Raw genomic sequence first — 25,390 nt, forward strand, 5'->3', positions numbered from 1 at the left:
ACTCAATTAAAATTAAAGCGCTCTTCCGCTAGCCGGTATAGCGGACGCCAGATTAAATGATTAAAAGCCAGGACATAAATACACATCATGGCTGTTCCCAGGGCGATCTTGGGGAAATCGCCGGCTATAGTGCTCGCCTGAATGTATTCGCCAAGGCCGGTTGCTCTGAGGGTAGTATGGCCCCAGCTTACCCATTCCGCAACAATACTGGCATTCCAGGCGCCGCCTGCTGCGGTGATGGCTCCGGTGATATAAAATGGGAAAACGCCTGGCAAAGCGAGACGCTTCCACCATAACCAGCCTTTAAGGCCAAGGTTGTCGGCTGCGAGATAAAGGTCGCGTGGAATCATTGACGCCCCGGCAATCACATTAAACAGGATGTACCACTGGGTGCCTAAAATCATCAACGGCGTTACCCAGATTTCAACGCTTAAATTAAAGCGGACGATAGCAATAACAAATAAGGGATAAAATAAATTAGCCGGAAATGCGGCCACAAACTGAATGACTGGCTGTATTTTCTGGGCAATGCGCGGTCTTAATCCTATCCATACTCCGACCGGAATCCAGATCAGAGAGCTGATAACAATTAAAACGATCACTCGCAGCCCCGTTGCCGCCCCCAGCGCAAATGCATGGACAATATCTTTGGTTGTCAGTTCTGCCAAAATGAAGTTGAGCAATAACCACCCACCGGCAGCAATCACCATAAGTACCGAGATATTCCAGAGCCAGTCGAGTTTTTTCTGCCGGCCATAGTCAATTTCCTTGACCGGGGCAGGCCCGCGTTTTGTCAGCAGGGAAGCATTAACAAACCGCTCTTTGATTGCGCCGAAATGGCCGCCGATCCGCCGCATCAATTTGCTGCGCCGCAACAGGTCAATTAACCAGGATTGATATTCTTCTTCATCCTGGGTTTGTTCGACCTTGAATTTTTCTGACCAGGCGATAAGCGGGCGAAACAGAATCTGGTCATACAGGAAAATAACAATAACCATGGTTAATATTGCATAGCCGACAGCATGGAGATTGCGTTGTTCTATAGCCAGGGCAATATAAGAACCTATGCCGGGCAGGCGAATATCCTGGTGTGCAACGGCAATTGCTTCAGACAGCACAACGAAAAACCAGCTGGCTGACATCGACATCATCATATTCCACAATAAACCGGACATGGAAAAAGGTACTTCAACCTTCCAGAAACGTTGCCAGGCTGACAACTGAAACATGGCGGACGCTTCTTTTAAATCATGCGGTAATGTTTTCAGCGACTGATAAAACCCAAAGGTAATATTCCATACCTGAGCGGTAAAAATAGCAAAAATGGATGCGCATTCAGGCCCTAGCAAACTGCCGGGAAACAGATGAATAAAGCCGGTTACCGTAATGGATAAAAAGCTTAAAACCGGTACTGACTGCAAAATATCAATAGCCGGTATTATCAATTGTTCCGCTCTTCGATTTTTAGCGGCCAGAGCGCCGACCGCAAAAGTAAACAGGATGGAAAGCGCTAACGCAATGAACATGCGTAATACAGTTCTTAACGCATAAAAAGGCAAATGAAACGGATCAAGGGAAATTGGCAGCGGCTGGCCAAGCTGATAAGGCGTTGCCATCTGATTGCCGGCCCAGCCCAGGAAAAACAGAGTTGATAAAATCAAAATTAGCAGCAGCAAGTCCCATCGATTAACGAAGCGACCGACATTTTCACGGTTAGCAAAGTAAAAATGGCTGTTGCGCACCAAGTTTTCTCCTGATTTAAATAAACGTTGCAGATATAATTAGTAAAATGACATGCCTGTCGTACACAGCGTATCTGTCACCCTGAACGTAATGAAGGATCTTGGGTATACACTGTTCCTTTTTCCGGTTAATAACGGCTTTGTTGAATAAATCATTTGGGAAAGTTTGATTGTATGTAAAATAATCAAACCGGCCATTTGTCATCCCCGCGAAGGCGGGGATCCATCCATCAAACAAAGTTAGGAGCTAACTTGAGACATGGATTCCCGCCTTCGCGGGAATGACAGTACTATTTATTCAACAAAGCCGTAAATAACCGGAAATCAGTCAGCTCCGTAAGAGTATCACAATTTTAACCAGTCCAGGTAGTTTTAGGTTCTGTACAATTACTAAAAACAGCTTATGGAGTCCAGGCGTATTTCCCCCATACATCAGGTTGCTGATAATGCGGATGGTTCAGAATCAGGTTTACCAACTTTTTGCCTCCATGAAGCGCTGCTATTTCGTGAGGAAATATAGGAATATTTTCACACTGAGGAAAGAGACGAATCTTGTCATCCAGCAAGGTTTGAAGTTTGTTATGCAGTTCTTTCTTGTGTAATAAATTGGCGAGGGCTTTCAGTGCGTTGACAGGAAAAGTACTTGCTACACACTCACAAGCCTGGTGATCCAGTAAAAAGGAAACGGCTTCCTGTTTTCCAAGTAAAGAGGCTAAGAAGGCTGGCGAGAGTCCATTGCTGTCGAGCTTATCGAGCGGCAATTTCAATGAATGATAAAACTCAAGTACATCTATCTGATTATACCGGGCAGCAACATGAGCAGCAGTTTGGTTCTCAGTATTAACATCATCAAGGCTAATTTTTTGTTCATGTAAAAATTGCAGAACATTAACACGGCCTCTGGCTGCGGCATAAAATGCAGGCGTCATTCCTTCTGTAGAGTGCTTATCAAAACGTATTCCCTCCGCTTTTAAGAATGTTAAGGTCGCTATATCGCCTGCCGCTGCTGCAATATGGGTAAGATGAATGTCCTGCTTGAACGTTTGATCCAGCGAAATGCCAGCCTGTTTTAAAAATTGCAGCCATTTTGTGTTATGGGGTTCATAAATGGCGGGTATAATTGAATCCCCGGCAAAAGGCTTGCTTAAGAATAACTTGACTTCTTGTTTGCCCAGTATGTTGAGGAGAAATTCGAGTAAATTATAGTTATCCCCAATCTCTGGGCCAATGATTATTAACAGGCAAAGATCGTCCTGGTCCTGAGAGAACATCAGAGTCCTGAAATGTTTTAGCTCAGCTTCATTCAGAGTTTTCTGTTGCATAGCTGTAATTAATTGTATTATTGCAGTTTTCAGGGAAGAGGAATGTCTTGTAGCCAGCCACTTTAATACTGACATATAAGTAAAAATCGACATGTCTGACAAATAGGATGCTACCTGAGATGATTCCAGCAATCGCCAGAAAGCGCTTGCTTTTCCTTTGCCGATTTGTTGAATAATTCTTTCAAGCGTTTCATTTTGGCTGGATGATGCAGAGGCAGTAACGGCCCTGTTTTCTGTCTGTTCTGGCGCAAGTTCCGGCTGGTTGAAAAACCCAATCCGAGTTATCGGACTGCGCTGCTTCTGGTTCTGGTGGTATTGTTCCAGCAAAGCAGCGATCTCTGTATGGCCCATGAGTTTTGCTATTTCATGAGGCAATACAGAGATGTCTGGCGCTTCTGACGATAAGTCGGTTTGATCTTTGATGAATTGCTTTACCTGCCTCAGAGCCAGGAACTGTTTCCGGGCTATATACAATTCTAATGATTCGCTCTTGACTGTGACGGGGTTAAATGGAGAGACATTGTGCTCTAGTAAATAGTTAATGACTTCGAGTTTGCCTTCCGCCGCTGCGCAATAAAGAGGCGTAAAACCATCCTTTGCAACGATGTCGAGAGCGGAACCCGCCTGGTGTAGAAAGCGGACTGTCTCGACATGGCCATACTCTGCAGCGATAAAGAGCGGGGTATATCCTTCCGGGGTAAGAATATTGAGATCTGCGCCAATGAGGTCCAGAAACCGGAGCGCTTCAACCTGGCCATACTGAGCAGCAGCATACGCCGGGGTTTCTCCGATACTGTCAGCAACGTTGGGGTTTGCACCATCTTTATAAAGGAATTTAAGCGCATTAACAGCTCCGCCCAGAGCGGCGGCAAAAAAGGGGGTAGAGCCATCTTCGATAGGACTTTGAAGATTAACCCCAATTTGCTGCAGGTATTGGAGTACTTCAACCTGATCATTAACTGCGGCGACGTATGCCGGGGTATCGCCATCACTATTCGCCGCTTGCGGATCGGCGCCTGCCTGATGGAGAAATTGGACTGCATTAATAGCTCCTGCCCGGGCTGCAACAAAAAGCGGAGTCGAGCAATCATCCCCTGACGCATCGATAGCAGCGCCAGCCTTGAGCAGGAAATCGAGTATCTCAACATGATTATTTTTAGCTGCCGCATGCATGGGACGACGACCCTGTTCATCCTCTATATCCAGGTTAGCGCCGGCTTGTTTTAAAAAGCGAAGTGTTTCCAAATCGCCGTTCTTTGCGCAAATTATAGCAAAATACCCTGCCTTTCTTCTGCCCAATGTAACAGTGGCATTTAAACAGGCTGCTACACAAGGCTCTTTTCCAGCGCTATCAAGAATACGTTTCAACAAGGCCGGATTGTGATGGCTTAATTCACAGAAAATTTGTTTGAAAAGGGAGATGCCGTTGTATGTAGTACAGAGAGCGCGTATTACGGATCGAGGGACAGGTTTTACGGAATTTTTTTTAGTATTTTTCTGGGGGGCGGGAAACAGTTGATTAATTGTTGCCAGTAATTTTGGCTGATGCTCATCAAGCAGCCATTCCATAAGAGTGATTGTGAGAATTGAGGTGTCGAGTAAATATTGTTCTGCCTGCGGCGATTCAAGTAACCGTTTGATTGCGCCTGTTGTGCCATTTTTAATTTGTTGCACCAGGTTGTTAACAGCCTGATTTTTCCTGACTATTGCTGCTGGAGAGGCTGCACGTGTATTTTTTTCCGATTTAGGTTTTACGGAGGATACAACTACAGGTCGGCTGCGACCTGCCGCCTGAGCCGCAGGTATATTGGCTACTGGTTTGGGAGCTGGTTGCGGCTCTTTGACTGATGGAGCAAGTGTTGTGGGATTAGCTGCGGCTTGTGCTTCCAAAGACGAATTGATGATATGGTCAATTTTCTGATCTGGAAGCTGCAAATGGTCTTTCATTATGATTCGGGCTTGCTCAAAATTGCTGTTTTGCAGGTGATGATCCGCCTGAGCCTGCCAACGGGCCTGTTCGTTCTCTGATTTTACGGGTAATTTCAGGTTGTTCGCATCCAGGACTGCAATTTCGCCGAGGAGTGTTTGGGCGAGTTTTTGCCATCGCGGCTGTTCCTTATCGTAAATAAAAAGTCGCAGTTGGGCGCGTTTTAGCGCGACATATAGGGCATTTAAAGCATTCCATTGGTCAAGGGTTAACTCGAGGTTGGGATTTTTTTTAGTCAAAGATTTAATCCCGCGTGCCTGTGAAAACGGATTCCAGAGAATCACAGTATCAAAATCAAGACCAATGGCTTGTGCAGGCGTTAGAATATTGCTGCAGCCTAGCACGTCTTTAATGTGCTCGCGCTCCTTTTGCGAGCATTCCTCAAAGACGATAACGACAGTTCCCGCATACTGTCCATACGGTTTGATAGCAGGCAAATGGGTATTATGAATTTGGTTGACCTGCCCGCCCTCGGGCAGGGCTGATTGAATCTTTCGGTATGGACGGCGCTTACCGCTACCAGTATCCATCTCGTATTTCACGTCCAGAAGATGATTGCCGACTGCGGTCACTTCCGGCCGGCTGCGCCAATCGGTGAGAAGTGAGTGTTCAGTATAGGGATGGTTTATATCGTACAGAATTTCTTTCAGACAATTGTGCATATAAGGCGATGAAAACAGGGCCTGATCACTATCCAGGGCGGCGACTACCTGCCGATCCCTGGTCAGGCGAACCAATTCTCTTACTGCTATTGGCGGCAGATTTTGTGTTTCATCGAGATAAATGCTGGAGTAGCATGGAGCCTTCTGGGGCAGGGCGCTGACCATGGGGTCAAGAAAACCGTTTGCCAGCAAATGAACCTGCCATTTAGCGAGCAAGCCGATGAACAATTTCTGTTTGACCGCATTGTCGTTACCATGGCTCGGATCTTTGGCGGAATAATGGCATTGACGTTGACCCAATTCACAGTATTTATCAGGGCCAAGCGCTGCAATCAGGCTGAACTCGTAATGTACAGTGTTAGCGGGCTCATCCACTTTCTGGCTTTTCAGCCATTCGGCAAAATCAGCGCTATTGAGCATTCTGCAATCCGGATAATTATTTTGCAACAATCTTTGCCAGGTCGAAAATACCGCGGAGATAGCAGGCGCTTCTTCGATTGACCACTCTGCTTGATACATGGCCTGATGGTTATTAACCAATGGATCAGAGGGTGATAGAAACAGACAGGGGAGGACTTCGTTCTGTTTTTCGTTGTCAATTACGGGTTTCGCATTAAGCATTTGTTGCATGACGCTGAACAGGATACTGGTTTTCCCTGCACCCGGCGGCCCTAAGAATACTATTGGTTTAGAGAGTTCACAGGCTTTTTGCTGGCCGCTATCCAGAATTAAAGTGCTTCCTCTATACGGAATAGCGGGAACAAATTCCAACGGTTGTTCTGGTGCTGGCGGAGGATTATTCGCAGGCAGTGTTTGAGTTTCTGGTATTTCCAGCTCCTGATGCTTTGGCTCGCCAAGGCTTGCAAGCTGCCGTTTTAATCTATTGTAATTGTGATTGTTCACTGCCAGGATTAAAAGTTTATTCTTGCCCTCATGCTTGAGCCAGGTATAAATTAACCGCTGCTTTCTATTAATTTTAGCGCGAAAAACGGGCTTTTCCTGATAATTTGCACCCTTCAGGGGCTTAACCTGCGGATAGCGCAGTTCGTTGGATAGAATACCCTGAATCAGTTCCTGGTGGGTTAAGATTTCCTCTTTTGTAATATGGTTAAGATCAAACAAAATGCTGAGCATGAATGGTGTTCCTGTGTACAGAAATAGTATAAATTAATAAAAATAATAAGTTCAATATGTCTATATTGCCGCTATTGTAAGCCTGATTTCTTCCGGACTGAAAAGGTCAACCGCAAGCTCTTTGCTATAGTGTGCTTTATATTTCGGATGTTCCTTCAACAAGTTTATGGCTTCCTGATTGCCCATAAGTTGTGCCAGTTCGTGAGGCAATATGGAAATATATTCTTTTTTGGGCGAAGAGCCGATTTTATTATGGATGAATATATTTACCCGTTCCCAATCCGAGATCAAAGATTGGGCAATAAAACGCTTCAGCAGCTTGATATGCATAGTCGCGGGTTGAAGAGGATATTCATTATTGTCTAATAAAAAGCTCATAATTTCGAGCTGCCCGCCCTTGACCGCGGTTACAAGAGGTGTAGGGCCTGTTTTTATAGGCGTATCAAGAGGGGCGCCAATCTGGTGCAAATATTGGAGTATATCCAGGCGGTTATGCAGCGTGGCTAAATAGGCTGCTGTCGCACCATTAAAATCAACTGCTTTAATATTCGCGCCTGATTCATACAGGAAGCGAACTACTGCAAGGTGGCCTCGTTGAATTGCAATAAGGAGCGGGGTAAAATTATTATTATCCGGGATATCAAGCTTGGCCTGCTTTTGTTTGAGGAATTCAAGTACTGCCAGATGACCGTTATAAGCAGCAGCGTAAGCCAAAGTCATTCCATCGTTATTGGCTACTGTTGTATCGGCACCAGCTTCACACAATAACCTGACTACGTCAACCTGGCCATTTCTCGCGGCCATATGTAGCGGTGTAACGCCTTTATCTGTAGGAGTATTGATATTTACTTTTTTCTTGATCAGAAAGCCCATTATCCCTAATTGATTATATTGCGCAGCAATATAAGTCAGGGTTGCGCCATTGACAGTGGAAATACGGTTCAGGTCTATCTTTTCCTCATCCAGGAACTTCATTATTTCAAGCCGGCCGTACTCAACGGCCATTAAGGAAATAATATAGGCCGTAGAATGGTTTATTTTGAATAGAACGCGCAACAATGGAAAAAGTTCATGGGGGCTTTTTTGCTGATCAGAAAGTATTTCAATAGCTGTAGCCAGAAGGCTATCGTTATGTTCTGCAATCAGCCACTGCAGTACGCTGACTGTCATGAAAGATGGTTTATTGGTCAGATGCTCTTCTGCGTCAGGCGATGCCAGCAGTTGCCTGATTGCATCTTTTGTGCCTTTTATGATTTCCTGGATAAACGCATTAAGCTTGTTTGCTTTTTGTTCTAATGCTGGTTTCTGGGCGCTGAAAAAGCCAATCTGGGCGGCCGCACTGAGAGATTTTCGATGTTGCAGCAGAGCGCTTTCAGTTCTTGTATGCCCCATCATTTGTGCGATTTCATGAGGCAAGATGGCGATATCCTGTTTTTCTGCATGCGGAGAGCCGAGTTTATCTTGTATGAACTTTTCTACCCGTTTTTGAGTCTTGAGAGGCGTTTCGGTCATAATTTGATGCAATACCTCGACCGCGATCGTTACGGGAGTGTGCGGCGACACCTGCTTGCCTAATAAGAACTCAACGGCATCAAGCTTGCCATAGGCTGCAGCGATAAAAAGCGGCGTAGTACCATCCCTGGCTGGTGTGTCGAGAGCAGCTCCAAGCATGTTCAGGGCTTTGAGGGAGGCAACCTGGTCAAACCGGGCGGCAACATATGCCGGAGTATACCCTTCTCCTGCATCGGCTTTGTTAGGATTAACGCCAACGCTGCAGAGAAAATTGATGGCCTTAACACGTCCTGCCGATGCAGCAGCAGTCAGAGGGGTTGAGTGATCGTTAGCTGGCATCGTTAGATCTGCGTCAATCTGATGCAGGTATTCAAGTGCTTTAATCTTATCGCCCCAGGCTGCAATATATGCTGGGGTTTCACCATCATTATTGACGGCATTGCGGTCAGCTTTGGCTTTGTAAAGGTGTTTCATTATTTCAACGTTATCTTGTTGCGCCGCATAATGAAGCGGTGTTGCGCCATACTGATTTTTGATATGGAGATCTACCTTTTCCTGAGTCATAAATAAAAGTATGTTCAGATGACCTTCTCGAGCAGCGAAATGAGCCATAGTCATACCATCTTTACGGGCTGTGTCGAGCTTAATACCGGCCCTATGCAGGAATTTGATTACTCCAAGGTGTCCATTTTCGGCTGCATGAAGAATGGGGGACATGCCGGACTCAGGAGATGTTTCAAAGTTCACTCCTTTTTCCTGAAGAAGTTTAACTATCGCAACGTTGCCGCTACCGGCAGCCATACAGGCAATATTTAACTCTTCCTTATCAGAGGTATTCAAATTAACCCCTTTCAGGCATAAAAGTTGGACTAGCTTAAAAAATCCCTTTTTAGTTGCAACCAGAAGAGGGGTTTCCCCCTTTTTATTTGGTGTATCGAGGTTTTCCCCTTCTTGCCCCAGGTATTCAAGTAAGTCTATATCACCGTTTTGAGCAGCGATATGAGCCAGTGTTGTGCCATGGTTATTGGGCGTTTTCAGACTTATACCCGCTTCTTTCAGGAATTGAATTATTTTGACGTGACCATATAACGCTGCAATGTGAATAGGACGCGAACCGTGCCTGTTAGCTACATCCAGGTCGGCTCCTGCCAGTTTCAGATATTGCAGTGTTTTCGGATGGCCGTAGGCAGCGCAATCCAAGACTAAGTATTCTCTATTCTTACCAGGCGCATTTAAGCAGGCAGCTACAAAAGGCTCATCTCCAACTTGTTCGAGAATAGATTTTATTAAAACAGGGTTTCTTTCTACCAGTTCAATGAAGCATGCTTTAAACAGAGAAGCGCCATTGTGCATAGTGCAGAGTGTGCGCATATAATTCATAAGTTGTTCAGTTGTATTTGACCGCTCCGAGAGTACCTCCAACATCGCCGCCAATAGTTGTTTTTTATGATCCTCAATCAGCCATTCCAGGATGCTGACGGATTTCATGTTGGATGTATTGATCAAGTGGCGCTCGGCATCGGGAAGCTTTAACAATTTTGTAATAGAGCCGCGAATATTTCTTTGAATTAATGCAATCAATTGGCGAAGATCGACTTCCTCTACAGGTTTTTTACGAGCTTGAGCCACCTGCTCTGGCGTGGCCGTTGCCGGTTGTAATGTGAGTGCTGCTGTAGTTGACAGAGCTGCTTTTTTACGGGCTTTATTCCGTCTTCGCCGCTTGCCAGAGGACGAAGCAGGAGCCTCTGTTGCGGCAGTGGCCGGAACTTGTGTTCCTTTGGCCTGATTGATTGTAAGTTCAATTTCCTGTTTAGTCCGCTGCAAATGGTTTGCCATAATATTTTCGGCTTCGAGATAATTTTTGTTTTGCAGATGATGCTCAACCTGCTGTTGCCAGCGGACTTTTTCATTATCGGAATGCAAGGGTAATGTCAGATGGTTTGTTTCCATGGCCGTAATCTTGCCGAGCAAGGTGCTAGCGAGATTTCGCCATCGCAGCTGTTCCTTGTCGTAAAAAAAGACGCGGAATTTAGCGCGTTTGATGGCCACATAGAGTGCGTTTAAGGCGTTCCACTGATCCAGAGAAAGCTCCATTCCGGCATTTTTTTTAGCAAGGGATTTAATCCCCGGTGCCTGTGAAAACGGGTTCCAGAGTATGACGGTATCAAAATCGAGCCCAATGGCTTGCGCCGGAGTTAAAATATTGTCGCAGCCCAATGAATTTTTAATCTGTTCGCGCTCTTCATCCGAAGGCGGCTGAAAGACGATGACCACAGTTCCGGCATATTGCCCGTATGGTTTCAGGTTGGCAAAATGGGAGTTATCAATCCAGTTGACTTGTCCGCCTTGGGGGAGAGCTGAATCGATATCTTTGTAAGGACGGCGTTTGTCGCCGCTATCCATCTTATATTTCATGTTAATAAGATGATTGCCGACTGCGGTAACTTCCGGACAACTGCGCCAGTCGGTGGTCAGTTGATGCTCGTTATATTGTTTTATAGTGCTATAAAAGATTTCTTTCAGGCAGTTGTGCATATAAGGCGATGAGAACAGGGCTTGATCGCTGTCCAGGGCCGCGACTATCTGGCCGTTCAGAGCGAGAGGCACTACAGAGCTAATCGCTACAGGAGGCAAGTTTTGAGTTTCATCGAGATAAATGCTTGAATAAGGGTGTGCCTGTGGCGGCAGAGTGCTGACCATGGGGTCGATGAGGCGGTTTTCTTCCAGATAAGTCTGCCATTTGGCGAGCAGGCTGATGAATGTCTCCTGCTTGGCCGCATTCTCTTTGCCATGAATCGGATCTTTGGCGGAATAATGGCATTGGCGCTGTCCCAACGTACGGTATTTCTCAACTCCCAGTGCGACAATCAGGCTGAGTTCGTAATGGACGATTTTAGCTGGCGCTTGTTCTTTCTCGCTGCCCAGCCATTGGGCAAAAACTGCATCATTATTGAGCATTGTATAATTCGGGTAACTGCTTTGCAGCAGGCCTGCCCAAGTGATAAACACCACACCGCCATCCGGTTCTTCCGCCGACCTTTCTGCCTGGTACATATCCCGGTGGTTATTAACCAGTGGTTCAGAGGGGGAGAGGAACAAGGCCGGGTGAACTGGCGGTTGCTGCGTTTCCTCAATAGCGGGTTTCTCATTGCGCTTCTGTTGCATGAGGCTGTACAAGATACTGGTTTTCCCTGCACCCGGTGGGCCAATGAGAGCCAGCGGCCTCTGTTTGCGGTAGGTATTCAGCTGGCTGGAATCGAGAATTAAAATGTTACCTTTATATGGAATTACAGGCGTAAATTCCAAGGGTTGCTCCTTTTCGGCCGGAGGATTCATCACTGGCGGCGCATCACCGTCTGCTATTTCCAGCTCTTGATAGTTGGGAGTCCTTCGGTCAATAAATTGCCGTTTTAATTTTTTGTAATTGTGATCGTTTATTGCCAGAACAAACAGTTTGTTCTGATCCTGATGTTTATGCCAGGTATAAATTAACCGGTCCTTTTTATTGATTTTGGCGCGAAAAACGTTTTCACCATGGTAGTCTGCTCCTTTCAGTTGTTTAACCTTGGGATAGCGCAGCGTACCGGCTAAAATATCAGCGATTAACCCTCCGTGTTTTTTGATTTCCTCTTCTTTAATGTGATTACGATCAAAAAGAATATTGGGCATGAATAGTTTCCTGGCACTGAAAATTCCTGCTGCGCAGGAACGACATAAACAACAGCGGGCAATTATAGATTAATTGGACAAAAAGCTCAATATTTGTCAATGGAACTTTTTTGCCCAACCGGTGTCTAACTTAATGAGCACTCTCCATGAAGGCTCAATCCCGTCTATCCCTCTTGGATGGGGTTTCGTGTCATTAAGCGACACGCCAGTTCTCCCCGGCATACAAGCCGGGGTTTTTTTATGGCGAAACTCGTTCTACAATTAGACATTATAATCATTTAAACAGGACGTTATCGTGAAGCGACTAACCACTCTGATTATGGCCGTTGCAGCCTTATGCAGCATACCGACAGCTTATGCCGCGCCTGACAAAACCCAGCTTGCGGTTTGGGCAAATGAAGCCATTATTGCGACCTATACTTTTGACTATCAGAATTTTATGGATCAGCAAAAAGCGTTGGCGAAGTATTTTACCGCCGATGGCTGGACAGCTTACAGTTCAGCCCTGGCTACATCTGGCGTGCCGAGTGTAGTGCTTAAAAATGATTATACGGTAAGTGCGGTAGCTACCATGCCGCCGGAAATTAAGCAAATCGGCAATAACTGGGAGGCGGTGATGCCGGTATTGGTGGTTTATAAAAATGTGCAATTCCAGCAGAAACAGACCTTAAATGTAACGATTGATTTTGGTGAGGCGCCATCAGGACAAGGGGTACGCGGGTTTGCGATCACCCACCTGCAGTCCGTTGCAGCTGAGCCGCCCTGTCAGTGTGTGCCGGTTAAAGAAGGCGGTACACAATTACCCCTAAATGTACAATAATCAAAAACATAATCAGCCCGATAATCAGATTTAATTTTGTTGGAATATGGACATCAAGGGCTGATTGTGTCGGGTTGTCGGGATTATAAAAGACAGTAATTTCTTCATCCTTTTTGAATGCCATAGCGACCTGGTAAGCAAGCTTGCGGGCGTAGCGGCTGTTTGGCGTGTTGTGCGAGGTATCCAGAAACAGGTATTCGCCTAGAAAGTCCCGCTCATTGACTTGATAACTATATTCAATTTTGGGCCACAACCGACTCCCTTCCTGACTCCATTCCAGCCGGGTAATTCGGCCTTTGACGATTAACCAGTAACGGGCTTCACTTAAAAACCAGCGCTCTTGCCAGAAATGGCGGAGCATGGCCAATAAAAAAACAAGCCAGGCAATATCAATAAGGCCGCGCCAGGATAAAAGCCAGTTAATCATTAGTTACTCGCAGATTAATACTAGCCTTCATCGTACCCTCTTTTTGCAGAAATTGAAATTACGCCCTCTCCCGTCTCGGAAGGGCTTTGTTCAATAAATAGATGTAGCCTTGATGCAGCGAAGCGTAATCAAGGATTGATCTCGCGTTCAGGTACTGATGCCTAAACAGTGATAGAAACCTTGATTACGCTTCGCTGCATCAAGGCTACTCTCTATTTATTCAACAAAGCCCCTCTTTGGCGGGGCGTGTCATTAAGCGACACGCCAGTTCTCCCCGGTTATTACCGGGTTTTTTTATGTTGAGTGTCATTGCACCCTGGCTACTTGCCGAGAAGTCTCAAGAGCGTATAATCATTTGCATAATGCCTTACGAAGAGGGGAACGCAATGATTGCAAGAACACCATTATTCGCTAAACATCTGGCGGCAGGAGCTCGGATGGTTAATTTCCACGATTGGGAAATGCCGCTTCACTATGGCTCACAGCTGGAAGAACACCATACCGTTCGTAATGATGCCGGCGTTTTTGACGTTTCCCACATGACTATTGTTGATATCCTCGGTGCCGGCGGCCGTCTGTTTTTACGCAAATTACTGGCTAATGACGTTGATCAACTGGACCATACCGGGCTTGCGCTCTATAGCTGCATGTGTAATGAGCATGGCGGCATCATTGACGATCTGATTGTTTATCAGCGTGCCTCTGACAATTACCGGGTCGTCCTTAATTCAGCTACCCGCAGTGATGATCTGGCCTGGCTGCAGAAAAAAAGCGAAGGCTTCGCTGTTGGCCTGCAGGAGCGCAAAGAATATGCCATGCTGGCGGTACAAGGCCCGCAAGCGATCACTAAAACCACGACTATACTGACGCCTGCCCAGGCTGATGCTATATCTACCTTGCGCCCGTTTGAATGCGTTGATGTTGACAATTACTTCTTTGCCCGCACTGGCTATACCGGTGAGGACGGTCTTGAAATTGTTATGCCTGCCGCTGAAATTGAAACGTTCTGGGATAACTTGCTTGCTGCCGGCGTCAAACCTTGTGGGTTAGCGGCTCGCGACACACTCAGACTGGAAGCAGGTATGTTGTTATACGGCCAGGATATGGATGAGACGACAACGCCGCTTGAATCGGGCCTTGCATGGACGGTTAAACTTGAGCCGGAAGATCGCGATTTTATCGGCATGGGGGCGTTGCTGTTTCAAAAACAAAACGGCATCAAGCGTAAGATGGTTGGCCTTGTACTTGAAGATCGCGGTGTTATGCGCTCTGGTCAGCGCGTTATTGTAGCCGGCCATAATGATGGCGTTATCACCAGCGGCACCTATTCGCCAACCCTGGAAAAATCAATTGCCCTTGCCCGCGTTCCGGTTGAAACCGGTTCGCAGGTCATGGTTGATATCCGTGGCAAACTGATACCGGCCCAGGTTGTTAAACCACGCTTTGTTAAACAGGGAAAATCACTTTTATAAATAATAAGGGACAACAAATGAGCGATTTAAAATTTACCCGTACTCATGAATGGCTAAAGGCTGATGGTGATGTGATGGTAATAGGCATTTCTGATCATGCCCAGCAATTATTAGGCGATATGGTTTTCGTTGAGCTGCCGGAAGAAGGCGATGAAGTCAGTGCTGGCGACGAACTGGGTGTTGTTGAGTCCGTCAAGGCAGCTTCCGATTTTTATGCGCCCGTGAGTGGCGTGGTTGTCGAAGTCAATCAGGCAGTGAGTAAAAACCCTGCGCTGGTAAACAGCGATCCTTTCGGCGCTGGTTGGTTGGTGAAACTGCGTGCCAGCAATAGCGCTGAATTGAATGAGTTGTTAAACAGTGAGCAATACAGTAAAGAAATCGCCGAGGATTAACGATGCCTTATATTCCCCATACTGAACAAGACACCAGGGCTATGCAGGCCGATATTGGTATTAGCAAGACTGAAGAATTATTTGATGAAATACCCAAAGAGCTGCTGTATAGCGAGTTGAAGAACATTCCTGCCGGCAGCAATGAAATGGCGATGCTGCAGGAAGCGCAGCAGCTGGCAACGCTTAATCAGAACAGTATCTGTTTTATGGGGGCAGGCTGTTATGACCACCATATACCGGCAGCTGTCTGGGATATTGCTTCGCGAGGGGAATTTTTAACCGCTTATACGCCCTATCAGGCAGAAGCCAGCCAGGGAACACTGCAGTTATTGTATGAGTTTCAAACCATGATTGCCGAATTAACCGGCATGGATGTCGCCAATGCTTCGCTCTATGACGGGGCAACAGCGGTTGCAGAGGCCGTGTTGATGGCGGTGCGCTGTCATAAGAAGAGTAAGTCGAATCGGGTTTTAGTGGCAGGTACTTTCCATCCGTTTTACCGCGAAACGTTGGAAACCGTTGTCCGAAATCAGCATATCGAAATTATTACCCTGCCTTATGACCTAGTGCTCGGTACGCTGCGGCTCGATGCCTTGCAACAGTATGATGGCGTGGATATCGCTGCTCTGGTCATTGCCCAGCCTAATTTTTTTGGCTGCCTGGAGCAGGTTGATGAATTATCCAATTGGGCTTATGCCAACGATGTGCTGAGAATTGCATGCGTGAATCCGGTTTCGCTGGCCTTGCTCAAACCGCCTTCGGAATGGGGTGATCATGGTGTTGATATCGTTTGCGGCGAAGGGCAACCGCTTGGTGCGCCTATGGCTTCGGGCGGTCCGTATTTTGGTTTTTTAAGTACCCGCATGGAGCATGTCAGACAAATGCCTGGCCGTCTTATCGGGCGTACGGTAGATAAAGACGGTAAAACCGGATTTACTCTGACCCTGCAAGCACGCGAACAGCATATCCGCCGCGGCAAGGCAACCTCCAATATCTGTACCAATCAGGGATTACTGGTTACTGCGGCGACTATCCATATGAGTTTGCTTGGTCCTGAAGGTCTCCAGCAGGTTGCTGAAAAATGTCATCACAACACGATTGCACTGGTAGCGGCGTTAACGCAAATCGAAGGTGTAGATCAAGTGTTCACAAGTCCTTATTTCCATGAGGTTTTATTAAAGATCAATAAACCGGCTGACGAAGTACTTAATCAATTGCAGGCAGCGGGCATTAACGGCGGTTATCCTGTCCAGAGCCATTATCCTGAGTTAACGGATACCATTCTGGTTTGTGCGACCGAAACGCGGACCGATGCTGATGTTGCATTGTATGCCCAGACCTTAAAACAGATTATGACCAAATGAGGTAACCCATGTTTATCGTCCAATTAACGTATAAAGCGCCGCTGGTGGAAGTAGACAAGTATTTGCAGGCTCATCGGGAATTTCTTGATTATTATTACAAGCAAGGGTTACTAATCATGTCTGGCCCATTAAAACCCCGTACCGGCGGAATTATTATTGCGGCAACCAAAGACCGGGCTTATCTTGAGGCAATTTTGCAGAAGGATCCTTACCACCTGGCTGAGATTACCGATTATGAACTTATCGAGTTTGTTCCGGTTAAGCATTGTGAGCAATTAAAGGATATAGTTCAGGATTCAGAGGGGAAATTATGTTGATATTCGAGCTTTCACAACCAGCAAGACAGGCCATTGCCCAGGCTCCTGGCAAATCACTTGCCAAAACACTGATCCCTGCCCATATGCTTCGTCAGAAACCGCCGCGTTTGCCAAGCTGCTCGGAATTACAGGTCGTGCGTCACTTTACCCGCTTGTCGCAGAAGAATTTTGCTATTGACAGCAATTTCTATCCGCTTGGTTCCTGCACGATGAAATATAACCCGCGCGGCGTTCATAAGGCAGCGTCCTTGCCTGGTTTTATTAACCGCCATCCGCTGACGCCTGAGTACGCCAGCCAGGGCTTTATGCATGCCATATATACCCTGCAAAACTATCTTGCTGAAATTACAGGTATGGCTGGTGTATCGTTAACGCCTATGGCCGGTTCGCAGGGCGAGTTTGCCGGGGTTGCCATGATTAAGGCTTATCACCAATCACGCGGCGACACCGCACGTGATGAAATGTTAATCCCTGATGCGGCGCATGGCACCAATCCTGCTTCGGCCGTAATGTGTGGATTTAAAGTGGTGGAAATTCCCACAGCCAAAGACGGCGATATTGATCTTGAGCAACTCAAGTTAAAAGTCGGGCCAAAAACGGCAGGCATTATGTTGACCAACCCATCAACGATTGGCTTGTTTATGCGGCAGATTAAAGAAGTTGCGGCGATAGTTCATCAGGCTGGTGGGTTATTATATTACGACGGCGCCAATCTGAATGCGATTCTCGGGCGAGTAAGGCCAGGCGATATGGGCTTTGACGTGATGCACTTGAACCTGCATAAAACATTTGCCACCCCTCATGGCGGCGGCGGTCCCGGTTCAGGTCCGGTCGCAGTAGGCAAGAGGTTGTTGCCTTATCTGCCATTGCCGGTTGTAGTTAAGCGTGATACAGGTTACAGCTGGGCAACCCAGACGGACTATCCGCAAAGCATAGGCCGGTTGTCGTGCTTTATGGGCAATGCCGGTATTCTATTACGCGCCTATTTTTATATTCAGACTCTGGGTAAAGAAGGCCTGTTGCGGGTATCGGAATATGCGACGCTTAATGCCAATTACCTGTTGACCAAATTAACCGCCTCTGGTTTCACCCCAGCTTATCCTGAACGGCGGGCAAGTCATGAGTTTGTACTGACTCTCAGTCAGGAGAAAAAAGCATTTGGCGTGACGGCAATGGATCTGGCAAAACGGTTGCTTGATTATGGTTTTCATGCGCCAACCACGTATTTCCCGCTATTGGTTCCTGAGTGTTTATTAATCGAACCGACTGAAACGGAATGCAAGGAAGAACTGGATCGCTTTGTCGCGGCAATGCAGATAATCCGGCAAGAAGCAAAACAGAATCCCGAGCTGCTGCAGAATGCGCCGCATACTCTGCCCGTTAAACGGCTGGATGACGTCAAGGCAGCCAGAGAGCTTGATTTAAATTATTACCACGAGTAGGTTGGGTCGTTTGACCCAACAAAAGATGGCCAGATAAAAAAGAATGTTGGGTCAAAACGATCCAACCTACACCATTCATATTACTTTTTTTACCGCCGCCGCTGTCATTGTCTCCGGCAGATTACTCTCTATATTCGCTGTCATTCGATCAATCTGAGCCGTAATCCATGTAGCATCCCATGCGCCGGCAGTTAACGCCCATGCAGATTGTTTTTCGGCTTTACCATTGATTAAATCTTTTAAACTTCCTAATATCTTTCCATCAATATCGGTTCTATCTGCGGGCACTGGGGAAAAGAAAACGGGAATATAACTGGCCACATAAGTGGCAACAGAACTGCTTTCCTGTAAATCCTTCTCATCCCAGCCCCAGGCAAAACCCTCGTCAACCCACGGTCCCAATGTTAAAATCAAATTCTGAAACTCTGTATAACCAAGTTTATTTCTTACTGGAACTGTATCATCCTTCATTACCCAGCTATATACCTCCTTCAACTCTTGAAGTTGTTGTGCAAACTGGACATGAGCCTTCCACCATGTACTCAGCATGTAGCCGCCGCATGCGACTGCTATAAGCAGCGTAAGACCACCACATGAGGCAATGAATGGTAAGGATGTCCATGCTGCGGCATACCCCCCAATTGCTCCAATAACCGCTCGGGCTTCCGTTGTATTAAGTGCATGCACTCGGACTACGAGCGCTTTAAATGCGCTGGTTTTTTCGCTAATAAAATTGAGATGCTCCCTGGACTTGGGATCGAAATGGTTATTGAGAATATTATCTAACGGCATGCTTTTCTCCATCCTTTGAAAAATTGAATTGTAAGCATAAATATTGGCAGGATTGAAGAGGGAGAAAGCAACTTTTTTGATTTTAACCCGGGTACAATAAAACAAGTCCCCTCTCCCCAGCCCTCTCCCGATACGGGAGAGGGGGTAAAGCAGTGCTGAAAAACAAATACCCTCTCCCGTATCGGGAGAGGGTTAGGGAGAGGGAAAAAGAAAAATAGTTCAGGCACAGACTTCATATTTATGAGAAGTAAGATTTTCCCTCTCCCCAGCCCTCTCCCGATGCGGGAGAGGGGGTGGAGCAGTGCCGAAAAACAAGTCCCTTCTCTTCTATCGGGAGAGAAGGTGGAGCAGTGCTGAAAAACAAGTCCCCTCTCCCGTATCGGGAGAGGGTTAGGGAGAGGGAAAAAGAAAAATTGTACCGGCACAGACTTCATATTTATGAGAAGTAAGATTTTCCCTCTCCCCAGCCCTCTCCCGATACGGGAGAGGGGGAGGAGCAGTGCTGAAAAACAAATCCCCTCTCTTCTATCGGGAGAGAAGGTGGAGCAGTGCTGAAAAACAAGTCCCCTCTCCCGTATCGGGAGAGGGTTAGGGAGAGGGAAAAAGAAAAATTGTACCGACACAGACTTCATATTTATGAGAAGCAAGGTTTACCCTCTCCCCAGCTCTCTCCCGATACGGGAGAGGGGGGTGAAGCAGTGCTAAAGGTAAGGAATTAAGGCTGTAGGATTGAAGAGGCCTGTTTACATTAAAGATTGTTTTAATTGCTCAATTACATTATCGGTGCTTGAGCTATTATTTTTTATAGCATTATCTTCTGATTGAAAGAGTGATAGCCGCCGTTTCCCATCACTGTCTTTGGAAATTGCCTGCTTAATCTGATCACTGCTTATTTCCTGATATTGAAGCAGCAAATTCAACTCTATCATGGCTTTGCTTCTCATCGGCGAGATGAATGAAGAGAAAAACCATAACGAACTCAAAAAACCTAAAAAAGAAGTTGATTTATAAGATGCCAGTATTTGTCTTAAGTTCGATTGTGAGATGTTTTTCTTTCTTTCCTGCAAAGCCGTATTAACAGTAACCGCAGGTGTTTCTGACAGACGTGTTGCCGGTTCTGAAGTCGTAACTCCCACTGGTGCAGATTGATTATCGGGATGGTTTGTTGATGCTGCGGCATATCCAGACACTTCATTATCCATTTTAACCAGGTGATCCCGTAGTTGTATTAAACGCGATAGCACGCTACTTTCCTCTCTTTCCTCCAAAGCCGTATTAACAGTAACCGCAGGTGTTTCTGACAGAGGTGCTGCCGGCTCTGAAGGCGTAATTCCCGCTGGCGTAGCTTGATCCGTAGAATGGGCTGTTGAGGCTTGAAGTTGTGACAGTGTATCATTCAGGATTTTCAGGACATCCTTTTGGGGTAATATGAATTCCTGATCGTATCTTGGTAATGTGTTGGCATATCTGGTTAGGAGCTGGCGAAGAATCTGAAAATCAGAGGCAGATAAGCCTTGGCTGTGAAAAAGCATTACAGTTGATGGAATTGTCCCGGTATTTAACTTGGCACTAAATGACATGGTGTTTTCAATATAGTCAATAATTCGCGTCAATTGCTCAATGGTTTCAGCTGGGGTTGGCATAAATTTCCTGGTAAATATTAAGCAGAATGTTATTAATTATATCATTAAGGTTATGGCCAAAGCAAAATCTTCAGCGCAATATCGAGCAAATCTGGAGATATAAAGCGTAAAATAGAAAGAATTATCAGGATAAGGGATATTAGAAAGGGTCAATCAGTGTGTCGCCAATTGACCCAGTGGAATGACACATAGCAAGTCCAACCTCGCAAGGTTAATATCTCATAAACAAGTTGTTTTTGTCAACTGTTTGTCTATTTGATTTGCCTGCCGTAAACTATGTGATTGATGTTAGAGTGAGAGAATGTATGTTTTACGGTGATCAAGTGCAGGATACCCGGCAGATGTTTTTTGGCAGCTGGCGCAAATATCTGGCAAAACAACCCCTGACCCAATTGGAGCAGCAGATAGTGGATGTGATTATTTGCCATCCCGAATACCACGCAATGTTTAATCACGAAGAGCAATTGGTTGAACAGGCATATTTTCCCGAACTGGGGCAAGTGAATCCTTTCTTGCATTTGGGATTGCATCTGGCGGTTCGTGATCAGATTAGTCTTGACCGGCCTGCCGGGATTAAAAAAATTTACCGGCAGCTATCAAAAAAGAAAGGCGATGGCTTAACAGCAGAGCATTTGATGATGGATTGTCTGGCAGAGTGCCTGTGGCAAGCTCAGCGTGATCGAACTGTGCCGAATGAGGATAATTATTTGACTTATTTAACGAATTTAATAAAAGGTTAGACTGGTTTTTTTATTTTTTTAAGCTATGATTAGTTGGTTAACTAACTATTTTTATAAATCTACGGAGAGACCCATGAAAAAATTAGTTGCTGTTATGGCTTTGGCTTTCGTTGCTTCTGCATCATTCGCTACTTCTGATGCTACTACATCACAAGATAGCACTTCTACTCAACAAACTACTACTAACCCTGATGGCAGCACAACGACAACTACTACTACAACTCAGCCATCTACTGACAGTACTTCTACTGGTACCGACAGTACAACTACCAATACTTCCAATGGTTCAGGCGACAACTCTGCTCCACAATCTTAATTGTGACATCATCAGGCCGGTTAACCTGAACCGGCCTGTTGTTATTCCCCGCCTAATACCAACTTTTTTGTTTTAACATCTGCCGCACTAGAGTAATATAGTCATATTATTACCAGACAAAAACAATCAATGACTCAAGATCAAAAAACGACTCATTTTGGCTTCGAATCCGTTGCCTGGGATGAAAAAGAAAAAAAAGTGGGTGAGGTTTTTCGCTCGGTAGCTAAAAATTACGATTTAATGAATGATCTGATGTCATTGGGTATCCATCATGTCTGGAAACGCTTTGCTGTCGAATTAAGCCAGGTCAGAGAAGGGCAGTCTGTGCTGGATTTGGCTGGCGGAAGCGGCGATATTTCTTATTTATTAAGTAAAAAAACCGGGGTAAAAGGCCAGGTGGTTCTGGCGGATATTAATGCGGCGATGCTGAATGTCGGCCGTGATCGGTTATTGAATAAAGGGGTGCTTACCAATGTGCAATATGTGCAGGCAAATGCCCAATACTTGCCGTTTGCCGATAACAGCTTTCATTGCATTACTATCGGTTTCGGCTTGCGGAATGTCACGGATAAAGAGCAGGCGCTTCGCTCTATGTATCGGGTATGCAAACCGGGCGGCCGGTTATTGGTATTGGAGTTTTCCACCCCTGTTGTTCCCGGTTTAAAACCGGTTTATGACTGGTATTCGTTTAATATACTGCCTCAAATGGGTAAGTTTTTTGCCGGCGATGCTGAAAGCTATAAGTATCTTGCAGAATCAATCCGTATGCATCCTGACCAGCAAGGGTTAAAAAAGATGATTGAGGATGCCGGTTTTGAGGATTGTCATTACCATAATCTAAGCGGCGGTATTGTTGCATTACACATCGCGTATAAGTATTGAGAGTGTTATGATTAAAAAATATACACTAAAGGCACTGCAAAAGGCAGTTAATCACGCCCTCGCACTGGATGTCAGTATGCCTGACAGGCTGGCAGCGCTTGAAGGCAAGGTGATTGAAATTATTGTCGCGCCATTAAGCGTTAATTTTTATATCGCTTTTAGGGATAAAACACTGGTTTTGCTCGATAATTATGACCAGCGGCCTGATACAATTATCCATAGCAGCCCGCTGGGGTTAATCAGGCTCAGCTTTTTACCGGCTTCAAAAGCGCGCTCGCTGTTTAATGATAAAATACGGATGTCGGGTGATATTGAGCTTGGCCAGCAGATTAAGAAAATTTTTGATGAGCTTGATATCGATTGGGAAGGCCACCTGGCCAATTTTACTGGCGACGTGATTGCTAACCAGGTAGGCTCTTTGTTTCGGCAAGGATTGGCTTTTACCAGACATGTTGATAATTCCCTGCGCCATAATATGACTGATTATCTGCAGGAAGAATTGCGAGTATTTCCGCCGCGTGAGGAAATTAACGATTTTTTTAACGATATCGACCAACTTGCCCTGGATACCGAGCGGTTGCAGGCGAATGTAAACTTATTAATGGCTTGTAATGAAATCACTTAAACAGTTATGGCGCTTGCTTTATATCAATAATGTACTGGCTAGAAACGGCCTGGATCAAGTAATAATTGCTTTTCCGCTATTTGCATTATTTCGTTTTATTATCTATTTACATCCGCGGCGATGGCTCAGCCGGCCAAAATTAAGCCGAGGGGAAGCTTTGCGGAAAACGCTGGAAGAATTAGGGCCTATCTTCATCAAATTTGGTCAGGCGCTATCAACTCGCCCCGATATTTTACCACCCGATATTGCGCTGGAGTTATGCAAATTACAGGATAAAGTACCGCCTTTTCCCAGTAAGCAGGCATTAAAAATTGTTGAAGAAAGTTATGGCCTGTCAGCTTTTGAGGTCTTTGCCGAGTTTGATCCGCTGCCGCTGGCTTCGGCATCCATGGCTCAGGTGCATGCAGCCAAATTAAAAACCGGCGAAGAGGTTGTGGTTAAAATTTTACGCCCCAATATGCGGCCGATTATCGAACAGGATTTGAGTATTCTGCATACGATTGCCAACTTAGCCGATCGTTATTTGCCGGATAGCAAGCGTTTAAAACCGAAAGAAATTGTTAATGAATTTGAGCATAACCTGATTGATGAGCTGGATTTACAGCGTGAAGCGGCCAATGCTGGCCAATTAAGACGAAATTTCCAGGATTCGCCTCTGTTGTATATCCCTGAAATCTACTGGGATTATACCCGGGACAATATTCTGGTTATGGAGCGTATTCACGGTATTCCGGTTGCTGATGTGGCAACTTTGAATGAATACGGGATTAATATTAAAAAACTGGCGGAAAGAGGGGTTGAGATCTTTTTTACCCAGGTATTCCGCGATTGTTTTTTCCATGCTGATATGCATCCGGGAAATATTTTTGTTTCTTATCATCATCCTGATGAACCGAAATACATCTGTATTGATTTTGGCATTATCGGCACCTTGAATGATAATGACAAACGCTATTTGGCTGAAAATCTGTTCGCCTTTTTTAATCGCGATTATCGTCGGGTTGCCGAATTGCATGTTGAATCAGGTTGGGTTGCACGCACTACACGAGTGGAAGAATTTGAAAGCGCTATCCGCACGGTTTGCGAGCCTATTTTTGAAAAACCGTTAAAAGATATTTCCTTTGCCCAGGTCGTCCTGCGTTTATTCCAGGTTGCACGGCGTTTTCATATGGAAGTACAGCCTCAATTAGTATTGTTGCAAAAAACTCTGTTGGCGATTGAAGGTCTTGGACGTCAGCTTTATCCCGAACTGGATTTATGGGCAACCGCAAAGCCGTTCCTGGAAAAATGGCTGAAAGAGCAAATCGGACCTCGTTCTCTGCTACGCCAGTTACGTGAAAACCGGCCATTTTTTGCCGAGCAGCTGCCTCATATGCCAAAGCTGATGTTTGAAGTGCTGCAGCTTAGCAAACAGCAAAAATTGCAGAAGTTAGATCGTTTAAGCAGCCAACAGGATCAATTAACTAAACGCAACGGATTCTACCGTGGTCTTGGTCTTGGGGTTTTTATTGCCATGACGGCTTTGGCAGGATTCAGCTATCTGGAGCAGATAGATTTTGACAGACTGACTGGCATTGCTCTTCTTGCTGCCTTTGCCGGCGGTTTTGTCGCTTTTATGCATCGTTCAACTGACGGGAGTTAATTATGGGTTTAAGCGGAATTAGTCCCTTACAATTATTATTAATTTTATTGATTATTTTAGCGTTGTTTGGAACAGATAAATTAAAAAATATTGGTACTGATTTGGGTAGTGCAATCAAGAATTTTAAAAAAGCGCTGAATGATGAAACCGATTCTGGTAATCAAAATAATGAGCGGTGAATTACTGGTTGTTCTGGCCGTTGCCATTGTTGTATTCGGGCCGGAGAAGTTGCCTATGTTGGCCGAACATGTTGCCAAGGCGGTTAAAAAATTTAATCAGTTAAAAAACCAGGCCAATCAATTATGGCAGGCAGAACTTGCGCGCCAACAGCTGCAGGAAAACCAGCGAAAAGCAGAGCAGGCAGATTCCGTTTATCGGAATCTGCAATGAATGAATCTTGGGCTGTAAAGCCCAACACTCCATTTTAAATAAAAGAACAGTAAGTTGCACATTGTTTATCCCAGCACATTTAAAATGTTACAAATAAC

Annotated in this window: 19 protein-coding genes; 13 read left to right on the forward strand and 6 right to left on the reverse strand. The window is 45.6% G+C overall.

Features of this window, described 5'->3' with window-relative positions; translation table 11 throughout:
- Nucleotides 1–2: 2 nt before the first annotated feature.
- The 3 genes from ACFORL_RS04020 to ACFORL_RS04030 all read right to left on the reverse strand — a co-directional run bounded on the left by ACFORL_RS04020 (nt 3) and on the right by ACFORL_RS04030 (nt 12,028).
- Nucleotides 3–1,742, reverse strand: a complete 1,740-nt coding sequence (locus ACFORL_RS04020) for an ABC transporter permease (protein WP_382341641.1) — start codon at nt 1,740–1,742, stop codon at nt 3–5.
- Nucleotides 1,743–2,143: 401 nt separating this feature from the next.
- Entirely contained in the window at nt 2,144–6,847 is a 4,704-nt protein-coding gene (locus ACFORL_RS04025) for an ankyrin repeat domain-containing protein (protein ID WP_382341337.1), read from the reverse strand.
- Nucleotides 6,848–6,907: 60 nt separating this feature from the next.
- Nucleotides 6,908–12,028 carry an ankyrin repeat domain-containing protein gene (locus tag ACFORL_RS04030; RefSeq protein WP_382341339.1) on the reverse strand — a complete coding sequence of 1,707 codons (5,121 nt, stop codon included), beginning with the start codon at nt 12,026–12,028 and terminating at the stop codon, nt 6,908–6,910.
- Between the two features lie 295 nt (nt 12,029–12,323).
- Here ACFORL_RS04030 and ACFORL_RS04035 point away from each other — a divergent pair, with 295 nt between their 5' ends.
- Nucleotides 12,324–12,848, forward strand: a complete 525-nt coding sequence (locus ACFORL_RS04035; protein WP_382341341.1) for a DotI/IcmL family type IV secretion protein — start codon at nt 12,324–12,326, stop codon at nt 12,846–12,848.
- Here ACFORL_RS04035 and ACFORL_RS04040 read toward each other — a convergent pair.
- Nucleotides 12,808–13,272: a DUF3592 domain-containing protein gene (locus tag ACFORL_RS04040; protein WP_382341643.1), complete on the reverse strand. Its 465-nt coding sequence runs from the start codon at nt 13,270–13,272 to the stop codon at nt 12,808–12,810. The genes ACFORL_RS04035 and ACFORL_RS04040 overlap by 41 nt on opposite strands.
- Before the next feature lie 389 nt (nt 13,273–13,661).
- On the opposite strand from ACFORL_RS04040, the gene gcvT reads away from it, so the two are divergent.
- The 5 genes from gcvT to gcvPB are packed head-to-tail and all read left to right on the forward strand — an operon-like array spanning nt 13,662 to nt 18,262.
- Nucleotides 13,662–14,747 carry a glycine cleavage system aminomethyltransferase GcvT gene (gcvT, locus tag ACFORL_RS04045; protein WP_382341343.1) on the forward strand — a complete coding sequence of 362 codons (1,086 nt, stop codon included), beginning with the start codon at nt 13,662–13,664 and terminating at the stop codon, nt 14,745–14,747.
- A 17-nt stretch (nt 14,748–14,764) separates the two neighbouring features.
- Nucleotides 14,765–15,139 (forward strand): glycine cleavage system protein GcvH, encoded by a 375-nt coding sequence (gene gcvH, locus ACFORL_RS04050; RefSeq protein ID WP_382341345.1) that lies wholly within the window; start codon nt 14,765–14,767, stop codon nt 15,137–15,139.
- A gap of 2 nt (nt 15,140–15,141) precedes the next feature.
- Nucleotides 15,142–16,503, forward strand: coding sequence for an aminomethyl-transferring glycine dehydrogenase subunit GcvPA (gcvPA, locus tag ACFORL_RS04055; protein ID WP_382341347.1), 1,362 nt, complete (start codon nt 15,142–15,144; stop codon nt 16,501–16,503).
- Nucleotides 16,504–16,511: 8 nt separating this feature from the next.
- Nucleotides 16,512–16,820: a YciI family protein gene (locus ACFORL_RS04060; protein WP_382341349.1), complete on the forward strand. Its 309-nt coding sequence runs from the start codon at nt 16,512–16,514 to the stop codon at nt 16,818–16,820.
- On the forward strand, nt 16,814–18,262 hold the full coding sequence (gcvPB, locus tag ACFORL_RS04065) for an aminomethyl-transferring glycine dehydrogenase subunit GcvPB (protein ID WP_382341351.1): 1,449 nt from the start codon (nt 16,814–16,816) through the stop codon (nt 18,260–18,262). The genes ACFORL_RS04060 and gcvPB overlap by 7 nt, the downstream gene beginning before the upstream one ends.
- 75 nt (nt 18,263–18,337) lie before the next feature.
- Here the strand turns inward: gcvPB and ACFORL_RS04070 are convergent, their stop codons facing one another.
- Nucleotides 18,338–19,054 (reverse strand): hypothetical protein, encoded by a 717-nt coding sequence (locus ACFORL_RS04070; RefSeq protein ID WP_382341353.1) that lies wholly within the window; start codon nt 19,052–19,054, stop codon nt 18,338–18,340.
- A gap of 743 nt (nt 19,055–19,797) precedes the next feature.
- A complete protein-coding gene (locus ACFORL_RS04075) occupies nt 19,798–20,697 on the reverse strand; it encodes a hypothetical protein (RefSeq protein WP_382341355.1) in 900 nt (299 codons plus the stop codon).
- 305 nt (nt 20,698–21,002) lie between these two features.
- Between ACFORL_RS04075 and ACFORL_RS04080 the strand changes: the two genes are divergently transcribed.
- The 7 genes from ACFORL_RS04080 (at nt 21,003) to ACFORL_RS04110 (ending at nt 25,292) form a co-directional block, all read left to right on the forward strand.
- On the forward strand, nt 21,003–21,437 hold the full coding sequence (locus tag ACFORL_RS04080) for a DUF1841 family protein (protein ID WP_382341357.1): 435 nt from the start codon (nt 21,003–21,005) through the stop codon (nt 21,435–21,437).
- Nucleotides 21,438–21,531: 94 nt separating this feature from the next.
- Nucleotides 21,532–21,753: a hypothetical protein gene (locus ACFORL_RS04085; RefSeq protein ID WP_382341359.1), complete on the forward strand. Its 222-nt coding sequence runs from the start codon at nt 21,532–21,534 to the stop codon at nt 21,751–21,753.
- A 129-nt stretch (nt 21,754–21,882) separates the two neighbouring features.
- A complete protein-coding gene (ubiE, locus tag ACFORL_RS04090; RefSeq protein WP_382341361.1) occupies nt 21,883–22,635 on the forward strand; it encodes a bifunctional demethylmenaquinone methyltransferase/2-methoxy-6-polyprenyl-1,4-benzoquinol methylase UbiE in 753 nt (250 codons plus the stop codon).
- 7 nt (nt 22,636–22,642) lie between these two features.
- Nucleotides 22,643–23,260 carry a ubiquinone biosynthesis accessory factor UbiJ gene (locus ACFORL_RS04095; protein ID WP_382341363.1) on the forward strand — a complete coding sequence of 206 codons (618 nt, stop codon included), beginning with the start codon at nt 22,643–22,645 and terminating at the stop codon, nt 23,258–23,260.
- The gene (ubiB, locus tag ACFORL_RS04100; protein WP_382341365.1) at nt 23,247–24,902 is read left to right on the forward strand and encodes a ubiquinone biosynthesis regulatory protein kinase UbiB; all 1,656 of its coding nucleotides are present in this window, start codon (nt 23,247–23,249) and stop codon (nt 24,900–24,902) included. Before ACFORL_RS04095 ends, ubiB begins: the two co-directional genes overlap by 14 nt.
- Before the next feature lie 2 nt (nt 24,903–24,904).
- Entirely contained in the window at nt 24,905–25,081 is a 177-nt protein-coding gene (tatA, locus tag ACFORL_RS04105) for a twin-arginine translocase TatA/TatE family subunit (protein ID WP_382341367.1), read from the forward strand.
- Nucleotides 25,068–25,292 (forward strand): Sec-independent protein translocase subunit TatA/TatB, encoded by a 225-nt coding sequence (locus ACFORL_RS04110; protein ID WP_382341645.1) that lies wholly within the window; start codon nt 25,068–25,070, stop codon nt 25,290–25,292. Before tatA ends, ACFORL_RS04110 begins: the two co-directional genes overlap by 14 nt.
- The last annotated feature ends 98 nt before the right edge of the window (nt 25,293–25,390 follow it).

Origin of the sequence: Legionella dresdenensis, assembly GCF_042649825.1 — a bacterium.
Lineage (GTDB): Bacteria > Pseudomonadota > Gammaproteobacteria > Legionellales > Legionellaceae > Legionella_C > Legionella_C dresdenensis.

Coding starts and splice junctions, on each gene's coding strand:
- ACFORL_RS04025 (WP_382341337.1), bottom strand. CDS start 6,847: ATGCTCAGCATTTTGTTTGATCTTAACCATATTACAAAAGAGGAAATC.
- ACFORL_RS04030 (WP_382341339.1), bottom strand. CDS start 12,028: ATGCCCAATATTCTTTTTGATCGTAATCACATTAAAGAAGAGGAAATC.
- gcvT (WP_382341343.1), top strand. CDS start 13,662: ATGATTGCAAGAACACCATTATTCGCTAAACATCTGGCGGCAGGAGCT.
- gcvH (WP_382341345.1), top strand. CDS start 14,765: ATGAGCGATTTAAAATTTACCCGTACTCATGAATGGCTAAAGGCTGAT.
- gcvPA (WP_382341347.1), top strand. CDS start 15,142: ATGCCTTATATTCCCCATACTGAACAAGACACCAGGGCTATGCAGGCC.
- ACFORL_RS04060 (WP_382341349.1), top strand. CDS start 16,512: ATGTTTATCGTCCAATTAACGTATAAAGCGCCGCTGGTGGAAGTAGAC.
- gcvPB (WP_382341351.1), top strand. CDS start 16,814: ATGTTGATATTCGAGCTTTCACAACCAGCAAGACAGGCCATTGCCCAG.
- ACFORL_RS04070 (WP_382341353.1), bottom strand. CDS start 19,054: ATGCCGTTAGATAATATTCTCAATAACCATTTCGATCCCAAGTCCAGG.
- ACFORL_RS04075 (WP_382341355.1), bottom strand. CDS start 20,697: ATGCCAACCCCAGCTGAAACCATTGAGCAATTGACGCGAATTATTGAC.
- ACFORL_RS04080 (WP_382341357.1), top strand. CDS start 21,003: ATGTTTTACGGTGATCAAGTGCAGGATACCCGGCAGATGTTTTTTGGC.
- ACFORL_RS04085 (WP_382341359.1), top strand. CDS start 21,532: ATGGCTTTGGCTTTCGTTGCTTCTGCATCATTCGCTACTTCTGATGCT.
- ubiE (WP_382341361.1), top strand. CDS start 21,883: ATGACTCAAGATCAAAAAACGACTCATTTTGGCTTCGAATCCGTTGCC.
- ACFORL_RS04095 (WP_382341363.1), top strand. CDS start 22,643: ATGATTAAAAAATATACACTAAAGGCACTGCAAAAGGCAGTTAATCAC.
- ubiB (WP_382341365.1), top strand. CDS start 23,247: ATGAAATCACTTAAACAGTTATGGCGCTTGCTTTATATCAATAATGTA.
- tatA (WP_382341367.1), top strand. CDS start 24,905: ATGGGTTTAAGCGGAATTAGTCCCTTACAATTATTATTAATTTTATTG.